We start from the raw sequence: 15,720 nt of genomic DNA, 5'->3' as shown, positions 1-15,720 counted from the left end.
TTGTTTAATTACAAAGCGTTATTAAATCCAACCTGCTAGTCGTCCGACCAGGTAAAGTGAAATACCCGCCATCACACCCGCAACAATGTCGTCAATCATGATACCTAACCCACCATGAACGCGCTTATCGAGCCAACCGATTGGCCAAGGTTTTACCATATCGAAGAAACGGAATAGCACAAAGCCTGTCAGTAACCACTTCCAATCGTCAATCGGTAGTTTGAGTGCTGGGACTATCGCCATGGTGATCCAAAATCCGGCGAACTCATCCCATACGATAGAGCCATGATCGTGCACACCCATATCATCTGAGGTCACTTGGCAGATTTTGATACCGATAATACAAGACAGTAAAACCGCGATAAGATACATGCTCAAAGGCAATTGTGCTAACAGTAGATATAACGGAATCGCTGCCAGTGTACCCATAGTACCGGGTACAACAGGCGATAGACCACTGCCAAAGCCAGTCGCAAGCAAATGCCAAGGGTTTTTCAAAGATATTAAGTCAAGGGGGTTACTCATTGGCTCACCTTAAAGTGGTCGAATCCACCCAACTGCCAGTCAAGTGGTTGGTCGTTAGAATGTAGATCAAGATAGCCTGTGCCCGTTATTTGTCCAATACAGGTAAATGGCGTATTTGATAGCGCGATCTCAAGTTGCCCTCTGTTGGCTTCCGGCACCGTAAAGCAGAGTTCATACTCTTCTCCGCTAGTTAATGCATACTGCTTTGCGATGTCATCAGACTCCACGAATTGCTTGAGTTCAGACGAAACAGGCAGCAAGTCGACATCAATACGAGCGCCAACGTCTGAGCGCTTTAAAATATGCCCTAAGTCAGAAATAAGGCCATCAGAGATATCAATCGCAGCAGAAGCGATATCGCGAAGGGTAATGCCTGCAAGCACTCTCGGCGTAGCCTCAAAGTGGCGCTTTTCTAGCACGCGGTTGAGTTCGGTATTCGCGCTGATGTTTTTTTCCAGAATCACATCAAGACCAGCTTTGGCATCACCGAGGTGACCTGTCACATAAATCCAGTCTCCAGAATTTGCCCCACTTCGAGTCAAGGCTTTGCCTTGTGGCAGTGTGCCTTGCACAGTAAGAGTAATCGCCAGCGGTCCTTTTGTGGTGTCGCCGCCAATGAGCTGGATACCGTAATAGTCTGCTAACGAGAAAAACGCATTGCAAAAACGTTCAAGCCAGCGTTCGTTCACTTCTGGTAAAGAGATCCCCATGGAGACCCAAGCAGGTGATGCACCCATTGCAGCTAAATCACTGATATTCGAGGCAAGTGCCTTATGTGCAATCCAAGCCGGATCGGCGTCAGCGAGAAAGTGGGTACCGGATACTAAGGTATCAGTGCTAATGGCGATGTGGCTGTCAGCTGGAGGGGCAACAATGGCACAATCATCACCTTGTGCTAAGACCACGTCTTTGCGTTGCTGCTGTTTATGCGCGAAGTACTTGTCGATTAAACTAAATTCACCGGACATCTTGTAGGCTTTGTGCTGGAAAGGTGAGAAGAGTATATAAAAAAGGCCAGCAATTTGCTGACCTTTTTACGAATAGACAAACGTTAATCGTTACTTTTTGCGAACGTGAGGTGCTGCTTTATCTAGAACACCATTAACGAACTTGTGGCTGTCTTCTGCTGCGAATACTTTCGCAAGCTCAATAGCTTCGTTGATAACCACTTTGTAAGGTACGTCTTCGCGGCTCGTCATTTCGTACATAGCTAGACGAAGAAGCGCAAGCTCCATCATGTCTAGATCTTGCATTGGACGAGAAACGAACGGACGTAACTTGCTGTCTAGTTCCGTGTGATTCAACGCGACACCCGTGAGCAAATCACGGAAATATACAACGTCAGTCTCTGGCGCAGTCAACGCAGGCTCAGCAGCATGATGTTCTTCTTCATCATACTTACCACCTGATAAGAACTGTTCTTCAACAGTGGCAACATTTTCTTTAGTAATTTGCCAAGAATAAATTGCTTGCAGAGCAAATTGACGTGCATTACGACGTGCGGCTGGTTTCACACTGGCCCCCATTAGGAATCGATTTCAGAAAGAACGTTGATCATTTCAAGCGCGCTTAGTGCAGCCTCTGCACCTTTATTACCAGCCTTGGTTCCGGCACGCTCAATTGCTTGATCGATAGTATCAACAGTCAATACACCAAATGCTACTGGTAGGCTATATTCCAGAGACACTTGCGCAAGACCTTTATTACACTCACTACAAACATAGTCGAAATGTGGTGTACCGCCACGAATTACTGTACCCAAAGACACGATTGCATCAAACTTACCTGTTTTAGCAACTCGCTGAGCAACCAATGGTAGCTCTACCGCACCAGGGCAGCGAACAACAGTGATGTTGTCTTCACTTACTTGGCCGTGACGTTTTAAAGTATCGATAGCACCAGATAATAGGCTTTCATTGATAAAACTATTGAAACGAGAAATTACAATAGCAATCTTTGCGTTCGGTGCTGGGAAGCCACCCTCGATAACTTTCATATGCTTTCCTTATAAACTATGTTCATCGCGCGAGAATCGCCGGATTCTAGCACAACTCAATTATTAATATCCACCGCTAACTTTAGTCAAACACTGCTTTCACAATACTTGAAATCTGTTGCGGCGCGACGAAAAAGAAAAAGCCTTTGCGTTTCATAAGCAAAGGCTTGGATAAATTACTCAGTAATGTATTCGGTGACACTCAGACCAAAGCCACCCAGTGCGTGATACTTTTTATCCGCCGAAGACAGAAGCTTCATTTCATGTACACCAAGATCCGCAAGAATCTGCGACCCTACGCCTACTCGGCGTGATGTGCCTTGTTTTTTAGCCATGGTCGGTGCTGAGCCATTGTCTTGTTGCTCGAAGACCTTGATCTTGTGAACAATAGCCTCAGTGCTTTCTTCATTACCAAGAATCACCAGTACACCACCTTCTTTTCCAATGCGCTTCATTGCTTTGTCCAAAGTCCAGCTGCGATCGGAGTTTCGATTTGAGCGTAAGATATCAGTGAAGGTGTCTTGCAAATGCACGCGAACTAATGGAGTGCTAGCCGTCAAATCACCAGCACACATCGCGTAGTGGATTTGATTGTCGATAGTGTCGCGGTAGGTCACTAGCTCAAAGTCACCAAATTCAGTCGGCAAATGACACGCAGCAACGCGTTCAATAGTGGTCTCGTTATTGTTACGATACTCGATGAGGTCAGCAATCGTTCCCAACTTAATGTTGTGTTTTTCGGCGAATATTTCTAAGTCAGGACGGCGCGACATAGTGCCATCGTCATTAAGAATCTCGACAATCACAGAAGCAGGTTCAAAACCCGCGAGCTTTGCCAGATCGCAGCCAGCTTCAGTATGACCAGCGCGAGTTAACACACCACCGTCTTGAGCTGCCAATGGGAAAATGTGTCCTGGTTGCACTAAGTCTGCAGCCTTTGCGTCTTTTGCAACTGCGGCCTGAACTGTACGTGCGCGATCTGCCGCAGAGATACCAGTGGTTACGCCTTCCGCGGCTTCAATAGACACAGTAAAGTTAGTAGTGTACTGCGCGTTGTTGTCTTGAACCATAGGTGGTAAGCCTAGTGCTTCACAACGGCTCTTTGTCATGGTTAAGCAGATCAATCCACGTCCATGAGTCGCCATAAAGTTAATGGCTTCTGGTGTGATATGTTCAGCGGCCATAATAAGGTCACCTTCATTCTCACGGTCTTCATCGTCCATTAGGATAACCATTTTCCCAAGGCGAATGTCTTCAATGATTTCTTGCGGCGTACTAATTGGCATTTCACATTCCTGTATTGGTTCGTTGGGCATCAAGCTTTGCGTCAGATTTTAAGCGAAGCCGTTTCGTTGTAGGAAGTCCATGGTAATTCGAGACTCAGATTCGTCACTGGCTTTCGATTGCAGCAATCGTTCCATATAACGAGCTAGGACATCCACTTCTAAATTAATTTTTCGGCCAACATGAAAGTTGTCGATGGTCGTTTCTTCAGATGTATGGGGCACAATCGTTAGTTTAAAGGCATCTTTGCGAACGTCGTTTACCGTCAGACTGATCCCATCTACGGTAATAGAACCTTTTTCCGCTACATACTTGCCTAGCTCAGACGGCATCTGCACCCAAAACTCTATGGCGCGACCAACTTGTTGTCGGTCCACAATTTCTCCAACACCATCCACATGCCCAGACACGATGTGCCCGCCAAATCGTGTCGTTGGTAGCATCGCTTTTTCTAGGTTTACTTTGTCGCCAACGCTGTAGTGAGCAAAGCCTGTTTTCTTTAGCGTCTCAACGGATAAGTCCGCATGGTAACTGTTGTCTGTGAAGCTGGTGACCGTAAGACAGACGCCATTTGTCGCGATGCTGTCTCCTAGTTTTACGTCACTCATGTCCAGTTTGCCCACTTCAACATGAATACTGATATCTTCTCCTTTTGGAGTGATACCCTTCAGTGTGCCAACCGCTTCAATAATTCCTGTAAACATTGTTCTACTTCTGCTTTAGTTGTGGTGTGGCGACAATGCGAATGTCGCTTCCCACCATACGAATATCTTTTATATCGAGCTCGATGACGTCTTGCATCTCAGTCAATCCAAGTGCCCCAATAAGCCCTCGCCCATCGGCCCCCATAAGCTTAGGTGCTAAATACACAATAAGCTCATCAACGAGCTGTTGTTGAATCATCGAGCCCGCTAGCGTTGCCCCAGCTTCTATCCATACATGATTAATTTGTTGGTCTTTAGCCAAGCCTTGCAGTGTTTCAGCTAAATCCAGTTGATTAGCTGAGTTCATTGTCACGTTAAGATCGCCACCAGCCTGAGCCACTCGAATCATATCACCCTCAGATTGGAACAATTTCAGCTCTCTCGATAGTGCATTTTGTCTATCCAAAATCACGCGAGTAGGTTGGCGTAATTCATCAGGCTTAATTACATCAGTGACATGACTTGGAAGCTCATCCCAACGCACATTCAAAGAGGCGTTATCTTCTACGACTGTTTGACTGGTCGATAGAATAGCTCCTGACTGGGCACGATATGCTTGAACGTCTCGACGTGCTTCGGGGCCAGTAATCCACTGGCTTTTGCCATTAGCTAATGCCGTTTGCCCATCAAGGCTGGCTGCCATTTTCAGTTGAACAAAAGGCATCCCTGTTTCCATTTTCTTCAGGAAACCAGGGTTAAGCGCTCGCGCATCTTGTTCCAAAAGACCAACGGACACCTCAATACCAGCTTCACGAAGCATACTAAAGCCTCGGCCAGCCACTTGCGGATTGGGATCAGACATGGCACAAATAACTTTAGACACTCCTGCTTTTATCAGCCCTTCAGCACATGGAGGTGTTCGTCCATAGTGTGAACATGGCTCCAATGTGACATAAGCGGTCGCGCCCTTAGCTCGCTCTGCTGCCATTCTTAAGGCATGAACTTCCGCATGTGGCTCACCGGCTTTCTTATGATAGCCTTCTCCCACTACCTCGTTGTTTAAGGTAATGACGCAACCTACATTTGGGTTAGGCGCAGTGGTAAAGCGCCCTCTTTTCGCGAGCTCTATGGCACGGCTCATCATTTGATAATCAATAGCGCTAAATTGGCTCATAACTTTCCATATCTATGGCTAAATGCATCTGGGTCGATCAGTCTTCGAGACGAGCGATTTCTTCTCCAAACTCTCGAATATCTTCAAAGCTTCGATAAACGGAGGCAAAGCGAATATAAGCGACCTTATCCAACTCTTTTAACTGAGTCATAACAAGGTTACCAATCATCTCACTTGGTACTTCACGCTCTCCAGTCGCACGAAGTTGTGACTCAATATGACTGATAGCAAGTTCAATAGCGTCTGCACTTACCGGACGCTTTTCTAAAGCACGCTGAATACCGCCAACCATTTTATCTTTATTAAACGGTTCACGATTGCCGTTAGACTTGATGACTTTAGGCATCACCAGTTCGGCCGTTTCAAAGGTGGTGAAACGTTCACTACATGCCAAACATTGACGACGACGACGCACTTGGTGGCCATCCGCTACCAACCTAGAGTCGATAACTTTTGTATCATTTTCAGTGCAAAAGGGACAATGCATAACACCTCCTGTGGTTGATTTCCCAGTTTAGCGAAAATTCACCTATTAAGAAATCCACTATTTGACCAGTTAAGCCCGTTATCTATGGTATTGCTGAATGGCTTCACACTCTTGCCAATCAAAAGCATCAATAAGACTTTGCCAGACCGCATCAAAGTTTGCAGAAATGGTTATTTCCTGCTCTGTAATAGGATGAACAAACTTCAGTTCAGAAGCGTGTAGCAATAGGCGGTGCGAATCGTAGTGTTCGCGAAACAAACGATTGTGCTTGCCATCACCATGACTAGTATCACCAATAATCGGGTGACTCAGATGGTGCATGTGTCGGCGGAGTTGATGTTTACGACCAGTCTTAGGTTTCATCTCGACCAGGCAATAGCGACTGGTTGGGAATCGCCCTGTTGAATAAGGCACTTCAACCGATGCCAATGGCTGATAAGCGGTTACTGCAGGCTGCGCTTCCTTGTCTTGAGAAGCAAATTTATCGGCGATTTTGTCAAGCTCCACTTTAAGAGGGTAATCGAGAACATCACCCTCAGTGATCCAGCCTCGAACGATGGCATGATAGGTTTTCTCAATGTTGTGCTCAGCAAACATCGGCATAACCTGTGAAGCGATTTCACTAGACAGAGCAAATAACAACACGCCAGACGTTGGTCGATCTAAGCGATGCAATGGGAATACATGTTGGCCAATTTGGTCTCGTAATGTTTGCATGACAAAACGTGTTTCGTTTTTATCAAGCCACGAACGATGCACAAGCATACCCGCAGGTTTATTTACCGCGACTAAATATTGGTCTTGATAAACGATCTCTAGTGGTTCCACGGCAGGTAGAGTCATGGTTTCGGTCATTTGGCGTTATCATCCAGTTTTTTCAATACAAGGATTATTTCTTGATACTCAGGGCGCAGCTTCCATACCTCTTCAAAGTAAGGAGCGATCTCAAAGCCCTTCGGTAATGGCTGTCCCATCTCTATCATAGATTCAATACGCTGAATAAAAACCCACTGTAGCCACTCATGGGGTTCCAAAGTATCGACAGAGAAAGGTTGTTGGCTGCTCATCGCACTGGCTGTTGGCTCTTGGATTTGCCACAGTGCATGTTTTTTAAGCAACTCTTTTAGCTCTACGAGCAATAGCTTCATGGTAAAAAGGCCGTTCGTTAGATTGCGGTCTCATCATTCGATGAAATTGGCAACCAATGACTTGAAAATTCGCGATAGAATACCATCTATTGTTCTATACCCAAACCGTACTAGGAATTACTCCATGGATACCATTCATACTTTGTCGGACCTTCTGGTAAACAGTGGCTGCGAATATCACATTTATGATATTTCTCGACGAGTTCAGCGCATCGACAATGATCAATTTGCCAACGTTGAGCAAGCAAGCCAACCGTACCCTTATCCGATTCAAAGACAGGCACAGTTTGCGATTGCCTACTGGAACGCGGAGAAACAACCTTGGATATGGTTTCTGAAGTTTAACCTCGATGAGCGCGGTCTACTTAGTCAGGCTGATGTGGGTCAGTTTCTTAAGTTTGTGATGGAAGCGATGGGGACTCGGCTGAGTAAGGAAATGAGTGAAGAGCAACAACAAAAGCTCGCGAATAACCCATTTACGTTCAAACCAAAAGACGACAAGCTTGCCGTGTTTCATAGCGTACTTCGTGCTGAGTTAGCACTACCAACCAGTCAATACTACACGCATGCGCAAGAATATTTTGCCGGTAAACTGGGATGGGATAATTGGCAAACAGTCGGTCTACAAGGTATTACTGACATTGCGGCTCGTCTCAGTACTGACGATAACAATCGACTAGTAAGAACCAGTTTACGACATATTGCTAACGAGCCGAGATATGCTCTGCTTGGAGCCTTGGAGCATATTGCCCTTCCAGCAAAACTTTCTGATACCTTATTTGAATTGGCCCAAAAGGAGGCGGAGACAGAGTACGCCGATCTGTTCCTACTATCCGCATATGTCCGTGCCTTATCTGGAGGAAAACCGGAACAACTTGAGTCGCTGATTACTACCATTTTGGCCAGTGCGACACTCAGTCATCAAGAAATTCTCATCGCAATCGCGGGTCGCTCTTGGTTACCGTTAACGACACCAGCGCTGGCAGAGCAATTTCTGATTAGGCTGGCACAAACAGGAAACCAGACTCTGTTCAACCAGCTGTTCGCCGATCTGGTTATGATGCCAAGTTTACGTTTGGTTCTGCTGCCACTGTTGCACTCTAGTCCGTCCCCTGAACTAGCACAGGCTTTAGTTGCGCTTCAGCAAAGCGCCACTCAGGGCCGGATGCACTAAGGAGACCTAACGGTGATCGACAATTTACTGATGATCTTAGCATTGAGCTTATTTTGCTTTTTGTTTTGGCAACAAAGACGACAAGGTGAAATTGCTAAAGCTGCGGTAAGTAGGCGTTGCAAGGAATTGGATCTGCAGATGCTTAGCGTGTCGTTCGGCGCACACAAGCTAAGAGATGCCAACGGTAGATGGGGTTGGCATACTATTTATGAATTTGAGTTTTCAGCCCTAGGCGATGATTACTATCAAGGAAAGCTGTTGATGAAAGGCTTTCATGTTCTGAATTTTCATCTGCCACCGCACCGAATGTAGATTGAAAGATCAAATACGGGCCATGTTCATCTTTCGCATGGCCTATTTGCTCAAAGTCGAGCTTCTTAAGTAGTCTGATGGAAGGTTCATGATCAGTATCGACATTCGCCGTCAATTTACTCAATCCCAAGGTGGCAACCACGTCAGGAATAAACGCGCGCAACACTTCCGTGGCAATACCTTTATTCCAATACTGTTTATCAAAGATATAGCCCAGTTCCCCTTCACTACTCGCATGCCTGTCGACAAATATATGACCTAGATAGTCCCGGGTTCGAATGTCCAAGACTGCCATGGCATAAATATCAGGGTCGCTTAAGATCGATTGAAAAATAGTGCGTGCTTTTGCCAGCGTGTGAGGCCCATTCATGTGCTTTCTATTCTTAGCACAGACGTTAAGCATGAGAAAATCCGACTCGAGATGGTCGGTATAGGGGATTAATACTGTCCGTAGCGTAGCGATCGTCATAACGTTATTACATTCCTTTGATTTCGCGTGCAGACTATAACAAGTGATTCCATGAGATTTATTGATCTCAGATATAAGAAAAGCCCCAACACTTGCGTATTGGGGCTATAGTCTTACTCGCAGCAGTCCGGCTACTAAAAATGCTCCATGCATCATCCGTAATAGTGGCTGAATCCTTCAGCTATATCCATTCGTCGCCGTCCTAGCGGTGTCCATCTCATCCAATGACGCTAACCATCCCAGTCAGCTCGCTTCACTTGTTCCTTGAGCGGTGTCCTTGACCATCTTCCTGATGGGGTTCCTTCACTCTTCCTGAGTGTATCCTTTTCCTTTTAAATCATCTTCCTGATGATTGTTCGCATCCCGCGCTATCCTAACTTCCTTGCTGGTTACGGTTCCCTTGGTAACCAAATCTTCTTCCTGAAGATGACCTTCCAATGTCTTTCCTGTTCCGTGTCAGCATCCTTCCGACAAGTTCTAATTTACGCGATTGCCGTTTTTGAGCAATGCAGAAAATTCAATTTTTTCCGCACCAAAATGTTTAATAACAGTTAAAAATCAATAAATACAAATACTTAATTTTATTTTCTTCCAGATTTCTCGCGCTTTTATCTCTTTCTCTCACAACTGCTGTGAGAGATCTCGCACAAGCCTCTTCCGTTTTAGCGCGCTTACTAATGAAGCCATCAATGCCAAAGTGTGACGAGAATCGACTTTTGCTTTTCTGTACCCCGACCAAAATCACAGGTACTATTTAGTTATCCCTTATTGAATGGAAAAAAACATGCTAACGAAAGATGTCTCCGCAGAAATTGAAGCGGCTTTAAACTCATTGCATGCTGAGGGCAAGGAACCAACAGTCGCTTTGGTAAAGGCGCGTTTGAAGACCAAAGTGCCTATGCCTGCACTAATCACTGTAATTAAGTCCTGGAAGAGTAGCCAACACGTTCCTAAAGTTGAAGTGGCTGCTGAGCCTGAGATTCAGCCATTGGAACTCAGAGTGAAGGAATTAGAACAACAAGTCGCGCTACTGACGGAAAGACTGACCAAGCTGGAGCAGAACAATGGTTAAGATTTGGGTGGATGCCGATGCGTGTCCAAAGGTAATTCGCGAAACCATTTGTCGAGCAGCAGAGCGAACCGGATTAACCTGCACATTCGTGGCAAATCACGCGGTGCCTGTACCAAAACGAGAGAACATTCACTCACTCACTGTGCCTTCAGGGTTTGATATCGCTGACAATGAAATTGTAAGGCGTGTTAGCGAGGGCGATTTAGTCATCACATCAGATATCCCGCTTGCAGATGAAGTCATCACCAAGAATGCCCTAGCGCTGAGTCCACGTGGCGAGATGTACACTAAAGATACAATTAAAGCACGACTCAACATTCGTGACTTTATGGATACCATGCGCTCGAGTGGCGTTCAAACTGGCGGGCCCGCACCGTTAGGACAAACTGAACGACGCGAATTTGCCAATAACTTAGATCGCTTTTTGGCAAAAGCGAAGCGATAGCGCACTTCAAGTAAGTCGTCGGTGCGAACAGAAGCACACAAACAAAAAAGTCAGAGCTTATAGCTCTGACTTTTTCAATTCATCATGCTTGTGGTTAATTACGCACGTGGCAAGTAATCAGCCTTTCCAACCCACTTGTAGCTGGTTAGTTCTTCTAAGCCCATTGGACCGCGAGCGTGAAGCTTCTGAGTAGACACGGCAACTTCAGCACCTAAGCCAAACTGCGCTCCATCGGTAAAACGCGTAGATGCGTTAACATAAACCGCTGCCGAACCTGCTGAGTTGATGAACTTTTCTGAGTTCACCAAGCTGTTAGTCATAATAGCGTCGGAGTGACTAGCATTATGTACTCGCATATGGTGAATCGCTTCTTCCACATCCGCGACCACTTTCACACCTAGTGTAAAACTCAACCACTCAGTATCAAAATCGCCCTCGCCTGCACTTCTTAAGTCTTCCGTGCCAGCTAGAATAGCCTCCGCCTTTGGCTCAGCGACTAGGCTCACTTTACCTTTGAGACGCTCGGCAAGCATCGGTAAGAACTCTGCCGCTACCTTCTCATGCACTAGTAGGGTGTCCAATGCATTACACGCGGATGGACGCTGAACTTTAGAGTTTTCTACCACATCTAACGAACGTACTAGATCAGCAGAGTCGTCAACGAAAATATGACTGATACCAAAGCCGCCAATGATTACTGGTATATTACTGTTCTCTTTACACATTTTGTGTAAACCGGCACCACCACGAGGAATGATCATATCGACATAATCATCCAACTTAAGCAGTTGTGATACAAGCTCACGATCTGGCTTTTCAATATACTGAACCGAAGCAGCTGGCAAGCCCGCTTTATCTAACGCCAATTGAATGACTTTCACCAGTTCCATATTGGAGTAAAACGTCTCTTTACCGCCACGCAGAATGCTTGCGTTACCGGTTTTTAGGCAGAGCGCCGCAATATCGATGGTTACGTTTGGACGCGCTTCATAGATAACACCTACTACACCAAGTGGCACGCGACGACGAGACAGACTCATGCCGTTCTCAAGGATTTTGCTGTCAATTTCACTGCCAACAGGATCTGACAAGGTGATCACATTGCGCACGTCATCAGCAATGCCTTTCAAGCGCTGCTCGTTTAATAGCAAACGATCCAAAAGTGCTTCAGTAAGCCCAGCTTGACGGCCAAGCTCAATGTCTTTAGCGTTTGCCGCTAGGATTACGTCAGCATTAGCTTCTAGCTCATCAGCAATGATCTGTAGCGCATTGTTTTTTTGAGCAGTCGATGCAGTAGCCAGAGAGAAGCTTGCTTGCTTGGCATTCTGACCGAGTTTAATCATATCCATTACTTATCCCTTTATTCTTAATCTTGAATGACAACCATATCGTCGCGGTGAATGACTTCAGCACCATAGTCATAGCCTAAAGTCTCACCGATTTCTTTACTGTGTTTACCTGCAATTTTCGCTAGGTCAGTATCGGAGTAGCCACAAATTCCTTTTGCAACCAGTGCTCCGTCTTTGGTTGTCACACGCACCACTTCACCTCGAGCGAAGCGGCCTGAAACTTTAACAACACCTTTTGCGAGTAAACTGCTGCCTTTACCAATCACAGCATTGACTGCCCCCGCATCGATGACAATGTTACCCGTTGCTGCCGGGCCAGCAAGAATCCAACGTTTACGATTCTCTAGTGCTTCTGGAAGTGGTAAGAAGCGTGTACCTTGGGGCTCATCTGATAACGAATCAAACACCACGTTCTCAGCACTGCCAGCAGCGATAATAACTTCAATACCAGCACGACGTGCAATATCCGCTGCCTGAAGTTTGGTTGCCATACCGCCTGTACCCAATGTCGTTCCACTGCCGCCAGCAATCTTACGAAGCGTTTCATCAATCGTAGTGACTTCGCGAATAAGTTCCGCATTAGGATCCTTGCGAGGATCGGCGGTAAACAGGCCACGCTGATCGGTTAACAGCAGCAGTTTGTCTGCACCACACAAGATACCCACCAATGCTGACAGGTTATCGTTATCACCTACTTTAATCTCGCTAGTCGCAACCGCATCATTCTCATTTACAACCGGAATAATGTCGTTTTCCACTAGCGCATTGATGGTGTCACGTGCATTCAAGAATCGCTCACGATCCTCAAGATCTGCGCGTGTTAGCAGCATTTGACCGATTTTAAGTCCGTAAATCGCAAATAGCGACTCCCAAACTTGAATCAACTGACTTTGTCCCACAGCCGCTAATAGCTGCTTGCTCGCCATTGAATTGGGAAGTGCGGGGTATCCTAGGTGCTCTCTGCCTGCGGCAATAGCACCAGAAGATACCATAACCACAGAATGACCAAGCCTTTTCAGCTCAGCACATTGTCTAACGAGCTCGACCATATGCGCTTTGTTTAGCGCTAGGGAACCACCTGTAAGAACGCTTGTTCCTAACTTCACCACTACAGTTTTTTTGTCTGTAGCTTGACGATTAATATCAGTTGTCATCTCTGTTTGTTGGACACGAAAGTTAAATAAGGAGTGATGTTTTAGCAATCAAACATCATTTATACAAGTAAAAAGTGAGAGGATTGGAAAAGCAGCAAAAAAAAGCCCCAATCGAGACATTGAGGCTTTGTAAACGTTACACGAACTCTACAGAGTCATCATGTATTGCTACATCCAACGAGAACTTTTCTTTAAGCGCAGAAACCAACTTTTCATGGAAGACTTCTTGTGTTCGAGTAATCTCTTGAGTTGCTGATTCCGGAGCCGACTCTAGGACCCACTCACCTACTTGGTTATAGCGACCAATCTGATACGTTGCTTCAAATTGCTCGTCAACTAGGCTCAAATCAACCCACCAACCCCAAAACTCTCTATCTTCTGGAGACTTAGTATCATCAACACAAACGGAAAGGCAATCAAAGTGATAAAACCCTTCTTTGCATAGAGGCTCTCTAAGATAAGGACCAATCGCTTTTAGAGCAGTGAGCAAACGATAATGCGTAGGGTTTTTAGCCGCTTCTGACATGAGGAAACTCCATTTATAAGTAAAATTAGTTATTGAATTGAAATAGCGTTAAATTTTCCGAGATATTTATTGTTTTATCATATATTTGATTACACGCTTATTTCATATTTAACTAATTTACCACAAATGTCACCTCCAAAGTTCGTCCTCCAACCACTTAATCGCCATTTCGAGTGATTGCTCATATCCTTTAGCAATACCTTTCGCAGGTATTTGTTTTGCCTTGCCGTAATCACTGAACATGGCTACCAAGCGGTTGTCTGAATGTGGTGAAACCATATCACCTTCTAGGCTCATTGCTAAGATCGGCACTTTCGTGCGACGAGCACTGAGGAAGCCTTGTATCTTGAGTGACCAAGCCATTAGCTGCCCTGACAAACTATTGATATCAATAGCATCTTTGCCTAATCGAGAGCCCAGCATATCCAAATACATCTTAGGCATGTTCTGGATTTTCTTTGGACTCGTCAACAAGTCATGAATAGGCGCGCCAAGCGATACACAACCTTTAATCTTATTGGGTTCAAGAAAAGACAACCTAACCATCGCGTTGCCACCAAAACGGAAACCTAATAGACCTACTTTGAAATGATCGACCCATGGGATATTTGGTAGCTCGTTTAGCACAGCTTGGTGTAAGCAAGACGTGTCTTCCGTTAGGGGCCAATGAGAGCTGTGACCGATAGAAGGCATATCGACGGTTAACATCGCGATGCCTGCGGGCGCAAGGTAATCGCGGAACAAACGCCACATGTCTGTTTGTAAGGAGTCGAGACCAGCACTCACTATAACAACAGGTTGTGGTTTATCTGTGCTAACTAGATGCAGATTGGCAATAATACGTTTGTTCTTATAAGGAACCTCAATTTGCTTAATAATGTGACTAGTGCGTTTTGCTGCCTCATTGTAAGCCGTATTCGCTAGCACCTGCGCCTGTAACGCAAGATTGTCGTTCTTTAGATGAGGGTAACCTGCAATGCTAAAACAAAGTGAGGCTTTAAATAACTCTTCGGCCGAATCATCACCAGTCACATCATTAGCACGCTTTTGATGCAACATACCAAGCTTCGTCCACTCATAGTTCCAGTTACCACCGTGATAGCCCATTACTGTATCCAGCCACTCGTCAACCGTACGAGAATGTTTTGATGAGGCAATGGTCGCTAACACACTTTCCTGTTCAATAGGATCAATACCCTGCCAAACCCATTGCAACCGTAGTAGGTTTCGGTACCAAGAGGTGGGGTTCTCCGCTCTGCGCTCCTCAAGCAGCTTATCGCTACTCGGCATATATCTAATCAGACGGGAGGTTTCTTTTGCCTGTTTGTTTTTCTCGAACAACGTCTCAGAGATATTCTTGCTGGTTTCTTCAGACATGTCATAGCCTTCTAATGGAACTTTGTCCTATATAGTAATAAAAAAAATGACCCAATAAAGGGTCATTTTTCGCAAATACAGATTGATGTATTTATTTTTGTTTACGGTTGATTGGCTCAACGTAAGACAGCACCATATCCCATGGCTGCTCAATCCAACAGTCCTGAGCGATGTCAACGATGTATTCATCAACAAGCTCAACACCCGCAGGTTTCGCACATACTGTTACAAATTTAGCTTTAGGGTACATCTCGCGGATCTTACGAGCAGTGTCGCCACTGTCTACTAAGTCATCAACGATTAGATAACCTTCACCATCATGCTCAGGTGCTTTTAGCACTGTCATGTCACGCTGATGATCGTGATCGTAGCTAGAGATACATACCGTATCTACATAACGAATACCTAGCTCACGAGCCAGAATTGCAGCAGGAACCAGACCACCACGGCTTACGCCTAGAATGCCTTTCCACTGTTCTGCTGGCATTTGACGCTCAGCAAGTTGACGGCAATATGCGTGCATATTGTCCCATGTGATGATGAATTTGTTAGCCATAGTAAAAACCTAATTAAAACGTGTTCGT

General features: G+C 45.5%; 20 protein-coding genes. 4 read left to right on the top strand and 16 right to left on the bottom strand.

Going from position 1 to position 15,720, the window contains the following annotated elements:
- Positions 1-21 precede the first annotated feature (21 nt).
- The 10 genes from pgpA to L2W36_RS17800 all read right to left on the bottom strand — a co-directional run bounded on the left by pgpA (position 22) and on the right by L2W36_RS17800 (position 7,258).
- Positions 22-525: a phosphatidylglycerophosphatase A gene (gene pgpA / locus L2W36_RS17845; RefSeq protein WP_198558157.1), complete on the bottom strand. Its 504-nt coding sequence runs from the start codon at positions 523-525 to the stop codon at positions 22-24.
- A complete protein-coding gene (gene thiL, locus L2W36_RS17840; protein WP_006069877.1) occupies positions 522-1,493 on the bottom strand; it encodes a thiamine-phosphate kinase in 972 nt (323 codons plus the stop codon). The genes pgpA and thiL overlap by 4 nt, the downstream gene beginning before the upstream one ends.
- A 90-nt stretch (positions 1,494-1,583) precedes the next feature.
- Complete coding sequence (nusB, locus tag L2W36_RS17835) at positions 1,584-2,051, bottom strand: transcription antitermination factor NusB (RefSeq protein ID WP_006069876.1); 468 nt, start codon at positions 2,049-2,051, stop codon at positions 1,584-1,586.
- Complete coding sequence (gene ribH / locus L2W36_RS17830) at positions 2,051-2,521, bottom strand: 6,7-dimethyl-8-ribityllumazine synthase (RefSeq protein WP_004415274.1); 471 nt, start codon at positions 2,519-2,521, stop codon at positions 2,051-2,053. The genes nusB and ribH overlap by 1 nt, the downstream gene beginning before the upstream one ends.
- 176 nt (positions 2,522-2,697) lie before the next feature.
- Positions 2,698-3,807, bottom strand: a complete 1,110-nt coding sequence (gene ribBA, locus L2W36_RS17825) for a bifunctional 3,4-dihydroxy-2-butanone-4-phosphate synthase/GTP cyclohydrolase II (protein WP_031493350.1) — start codon at positions 3,805-3,807, stop codon at positions 2,698-2,700.
- A 48-nt stretch (positions 3,808-3,855) separates the two neighbouring features.
- The gene (locus tag L2W36_RS17820; protein ID WP_006069874.1) at positions 3,856-4,509 is read right to left on the bottom strand and encodes a riboflavin synthase; all 654 of its coding nucleotides are present in this window, start codon (positions 4,507-4,509) and stop codon (positions 3,856-3,858) included.
- Between the two features lie 4 nt (positions 4,510-4,513).
- On the bottom strand, positions 4,514-5,623 hold the full coding sequence (gene ribD / locus L2W36_RS17815) for a bifunctional diaminohydroxyphosphoribosylaminopyrimidine deaminase/5-amino-6-(5-phosphoribosylamino)uracil reductase RibD (RefSeq protein WP_124940137.1): 1,110 nt from the start codon (positions 5,621-5,623) through the stop codon (positions 4,514-4,516).
- Between the two features lie 37 nt (positions 5,624-5,660).
- Positions 5,661-6,110: a transcriptional regulator NrdR gene (gene nrdR, locus L2W36_RS17810; RefSeq protein WP_006069872.1), complete on the bottom strand. Its 450-nt coding sequence runs from the start codon at positions 6,108-6,110 to the stop codon at positions 5,661-5,663.
- Between the two features lie 78 nt (positions 6,111-6,188).
- The gene (gene truC, locus L2W36_RS17805) at positions 6,189-6,965 is read right to left on the bottom strand and encodes a tRNA pseudouridine(65) synthase TruC (protein ID WP_236110864.1); all 777 of its coding nucleotides are present in this window, start codon (positions 6,963-6,965) and stop codon (positions 6,189-6,191) included.
- Positions 6,962-7,258: a YqcC family protein gene (locus L2W36_RS17800; RefSeq protein ID WP_236110863.1), complete on the bottom strand. Its 297-nt coding sequence runs from the start codon at positions 7,256-7,258 to the stop codon at positions 6,962-6,964. The genes truC and L2W36_RS17800 overlap by 4 nt, the downstream gene beginning before the upstream one ends.
- Before the next feature lie 124 nt (positions 7,259-7,382).
- On the opposite strand from L2W36_RS17800, the gene L2W36_RS17795 reads away from it, so the two are divergent.
- Together L2W36_RS17795 and L2W36_RS17790 are read left to right on the top strand one after the other, a co-directional pair.
- Entirely contained in the window at positions 7,383-8,432 is a 1,050-nt protein-coding gene (locus L2W36_RS17795) for a DUF3549 family protein (RefSeq protein WP_236110862.1), read from the top strand.
- Between the two features lie 12 nt (positions 8,433-8,444).
- Positions 8,445-8,744: a DUF3301 domain-containing protein gene (locus tag L2W36_RS17790; RefSeq protein WP_081875866.1), complete on the top strand. Its 300-nt coding sequence runs from the start codon at positions 8,445-8,447 to the stop codon at positions 8,742-8,744.
- Here the strand turns inward: L2W36_RS17790 and L2W36_RS17785 are convergent.
- Positions 8,635-9,147, bottom strand: coding sequence for a GNAT family N-acetyltransferase (locus L2W36_RS17785; RefSeq protein WP_236110861.1), 513 nt, complete (start codon positions 9,145-9,147; stop codon positions 8,635-8,637). The two genes, L2W36_RS17790 and L2W36_RS17785, sit on opposite strands and share 110 nt — an antisense overlap.
- A gap of 850 nt (positions 9,148-9,997) precedes the next feature.
- Between L2W36_RS17785 and L2W36_RS17780 the strand changes: the two genes are divergently transcribed.
- Complete coding sequence (locus L2W36_RS17780) at positions 9,998-10,285, top strand: hypothetical protein (RefSeq protein ID WP_006069864.1); 288 nt, start codon at positions 9,998-10,000, stop codon at positions 10,283-10,285.
- The gene (locus L2W36_RS17775; RefSeq protein WP_038229268.1) at positions 10,278-10,730 is read left to right on the top strand and encodes a YaiI/YqxD family protein; all 453 of its coding nucleotides are present in this window, start codon (positions 10,278-10,280) and stop codon (positions 10,728-10,730) included. The genes L2W36_RS17780 and L2W36_RS17775 overlap by 8 nt, the downstream gene beginning before the upstream one ends.
- A 98-nt stretch (positions 10,731-10,828) precedes the next feature.
- Here L2W36_RS17775 and L2W36_RS17770 read toward each other — a convergent pair whose 3' ends face one another.
- The 5 genes from L2W36_RS17770 to gpt form a co-directional block, all read right to left on the bottom strand.
- Positions 10,829-12,079: a glutamate-5-semialdehyde dehydrogenase gene (locus tag L2W36_RS17770; RefSeq protein WP_236110860.1), complete on the bottom strand. Its 1,251-nt coding sequence runs from the start codon at positions 12,077-12,079 to the stop codon at positions 10,829-10,831.
- A 17-nt stretch (positions 12,080-12,096) separates the two neighbouring features.
- The gene (gene proB / locus L2W36_RS17765) at positions 12,097-13,233 is read right to left on the bottom strand and encodes a glutamate 5-kinase (protein WP_081875876.1); all 1,137 of its coding nucleotides are present in this window, start codon (positions 13,231-13,233) and stop codon (positions 12,097-12,099) included.
- A gap of 136 nt (positions 13,234-13,369) precedes the next feature.
- Positions 13,370-13,759, bottom strand: coding sequence for a sigma factor-binding protein Crl (gene crl, locus L2W36_RS17760; RefSeq protein ID WP_236110859.1), 390 nt, complete (start codon positions 13,757-13,759; stop codon positions 13,370-13,372).
- A 129-nt stretch (positions 13,760-13,888) separates the two neighbouring features.
- Positions 13,889-15,136 (bottom strand): esterase FrsA, encoded by a 1,248-nt coding sequence (frsA, locus tag L2W36_RS17755; RefSeq protein WP_031494605.1) that lies wholly within the window; start codon positions 15,134-15,136, stop codon positions 13,889-13,891.
- A 91-nt stretch (positions 15,137-15,227) separates the two neighbouring features.
- Positions 15,228-15,692, bottom strand: a complete 465-nt coding sequence (gene gpt / locus L2W36_RS17750; protein ID WP_038229262.1) for a xanthine phosphoribosyltransferase — start codon at positions 15,690-15,692, stop codon at positions 15,228-15,230.
- Between the last annotated feature and the right edge of the window lie 28 nt (positions 15,693-15,720).

Origin of the sequence: Vibrio sp. McD22-P3, assembly GCF_021568915.1 — a bacterium.
Classification (GTDB): domain Bacteria; phylum Pseudomonadota; class Gammaproteobacteria; order Enterobacterales; family Vibrionaceae; genus Vibrio; species Vibrio mediterranei.
Note: the sequence above shows the minus strand (reverse complement) of the source record. Positions and strands in the feature narration are given on the sequence as shown.

What these genes read in the sequence shown, in the direction of transcription:
- L2W36_RS17820 (WP_006069874.1), bottom strand. Translation starts at nt 4,509, where the DNA reads ATGTTTACAGGAATTATTGAAGCGGTTGGCACACTGAAGGGTATCACT.
- proB (WP_081875876.1), bottom strand. Translation starts at nt 13,233, where the DNA reads ATGACAACTGATATTAATCGTCAAGCTACAGACAAAAAAACTGTAGTG.
- L2W36_RS17785 (WP_236110861.1), bottom strand. Translation starts at nt 9,147, where the DNA reads ATGCTTAACGTCTGTGCTAAGAATAGAAAGCACATGAATGGGCCTCAC.
- truC (WP_236110864.1), bottom strand. Translation starts at nt 6,965, where the DNA reads ATGACCGAAACCATGACTCTACCTGCCGTGGAACCACTAGAGATCGTT.
- ribBA (WP_031493350.1), bottom strand. Translation starts at nt 3,807, where the DNA reads ATGCCAATTAGTACGCCGCAAGAAATCATTGAAGACATTCGCCTTGGG.
- frsA (WP_031494605.1), bottom strand. Translation starts at nt 15,136, where the DNA reads ATGTCTGAAGAAACCAGCAAGAATATCTCTGAGACGTTGTTCGAGAAA.
- L2W36_RS17795 (WP_236110862.1), top strand. Translation starts at nt 7,383, where the DNA reads ATGGATACCATTCATACTTTGTCGGACCTTCTGGTAAACAGTGGCTGC.
- L2W36_RS17800 (WP_236110863.1), bottom strand. Translation starts at nt 7,258, where the DNA reads ATGAAGCTATTGCTCGTAGAGCTAAAAGAGTTGCTTAAAAAACATGCA.
- crl (WP_236110859.1), bottom strand. Translation starts at nt 13,759, where the DNA reads ATGTCAGAAGCGGCTAAAAACCCTACGCATTATCGTTTGCTCACTGCT.
- L2W36_RS17780 (WP_006069864.1), top strand. Translation starts at nt 9,998, where the DNA reads ATGCTAACGAAAGATGTCTCCGCAGAAATTGAAGCGGCTTTAAACTCA.
- gpt (WP_038229262.1), bottom strand. Translation starts at nt 15,692, where the DNA reads ATGGCTAACAAATTCATCATCACATGGGACAATATGCACGCATATTGC.
- nusB (WP_006069876.1), bottom strand. Translation starts at nt 2,051, where the DNA reads ATGGGGGCCAGTGTGAAACCAGCCGCACGTCGTAATGCACGTCAATTT.
- L2W36_RS17770 (WP_236110860.1), bottom strand. Translation starts at nt 12,079, where the DNA reads ATGGATATGATTAAACTCGGTCAGAATGCCAAGCAAGCAAGCTTCTCT.
- L2W36_RS17775 (WP_038229268.1), top strand. Translation starts at nt 10,278, where the DNA reads ATGGTTAAGATTTGGGTGGATGCCGATGCGTGTCCAAAGGTAATTCGC.
- ribD (WP_124940137.1), bottom strand. Translation starts at nt 5,623, where the DNA reads ATGAGCCAATTTAGCGCTATTGATTATCAAATGATGAGCCGTGCCATA.
- ribH (WP_004415274.1), bottom strand. Translation starts at nt 2,521, where the DNA reads ATGAAAGTTATCGAGGGTGGCTTCCCAGCACCGAACGCAAAGATTGCT.
- nrdR (WP_006069872.1), bottom strand. Translation starts at nt 6,110, where the DNA reads ATGCATTGTCCCTTTTGCACTGAAAATGATACAAAAGTTATCGACTCT.
- pgpA (WP_198558157.1), bottom strand. Translation starts at nt 525, where the DNA reads ATGAGTAACCCCCTTGACTTAATATCTTTGAAAAACCCTTGGCATTTG.
- thiL (WP_006069877.1), bottom strand. Translation starts at nt 1,493, where the DNA reads ATGTCCGGTGAATTTAGTTTAATCGACAAGTACTTCGCGCATAAACAG.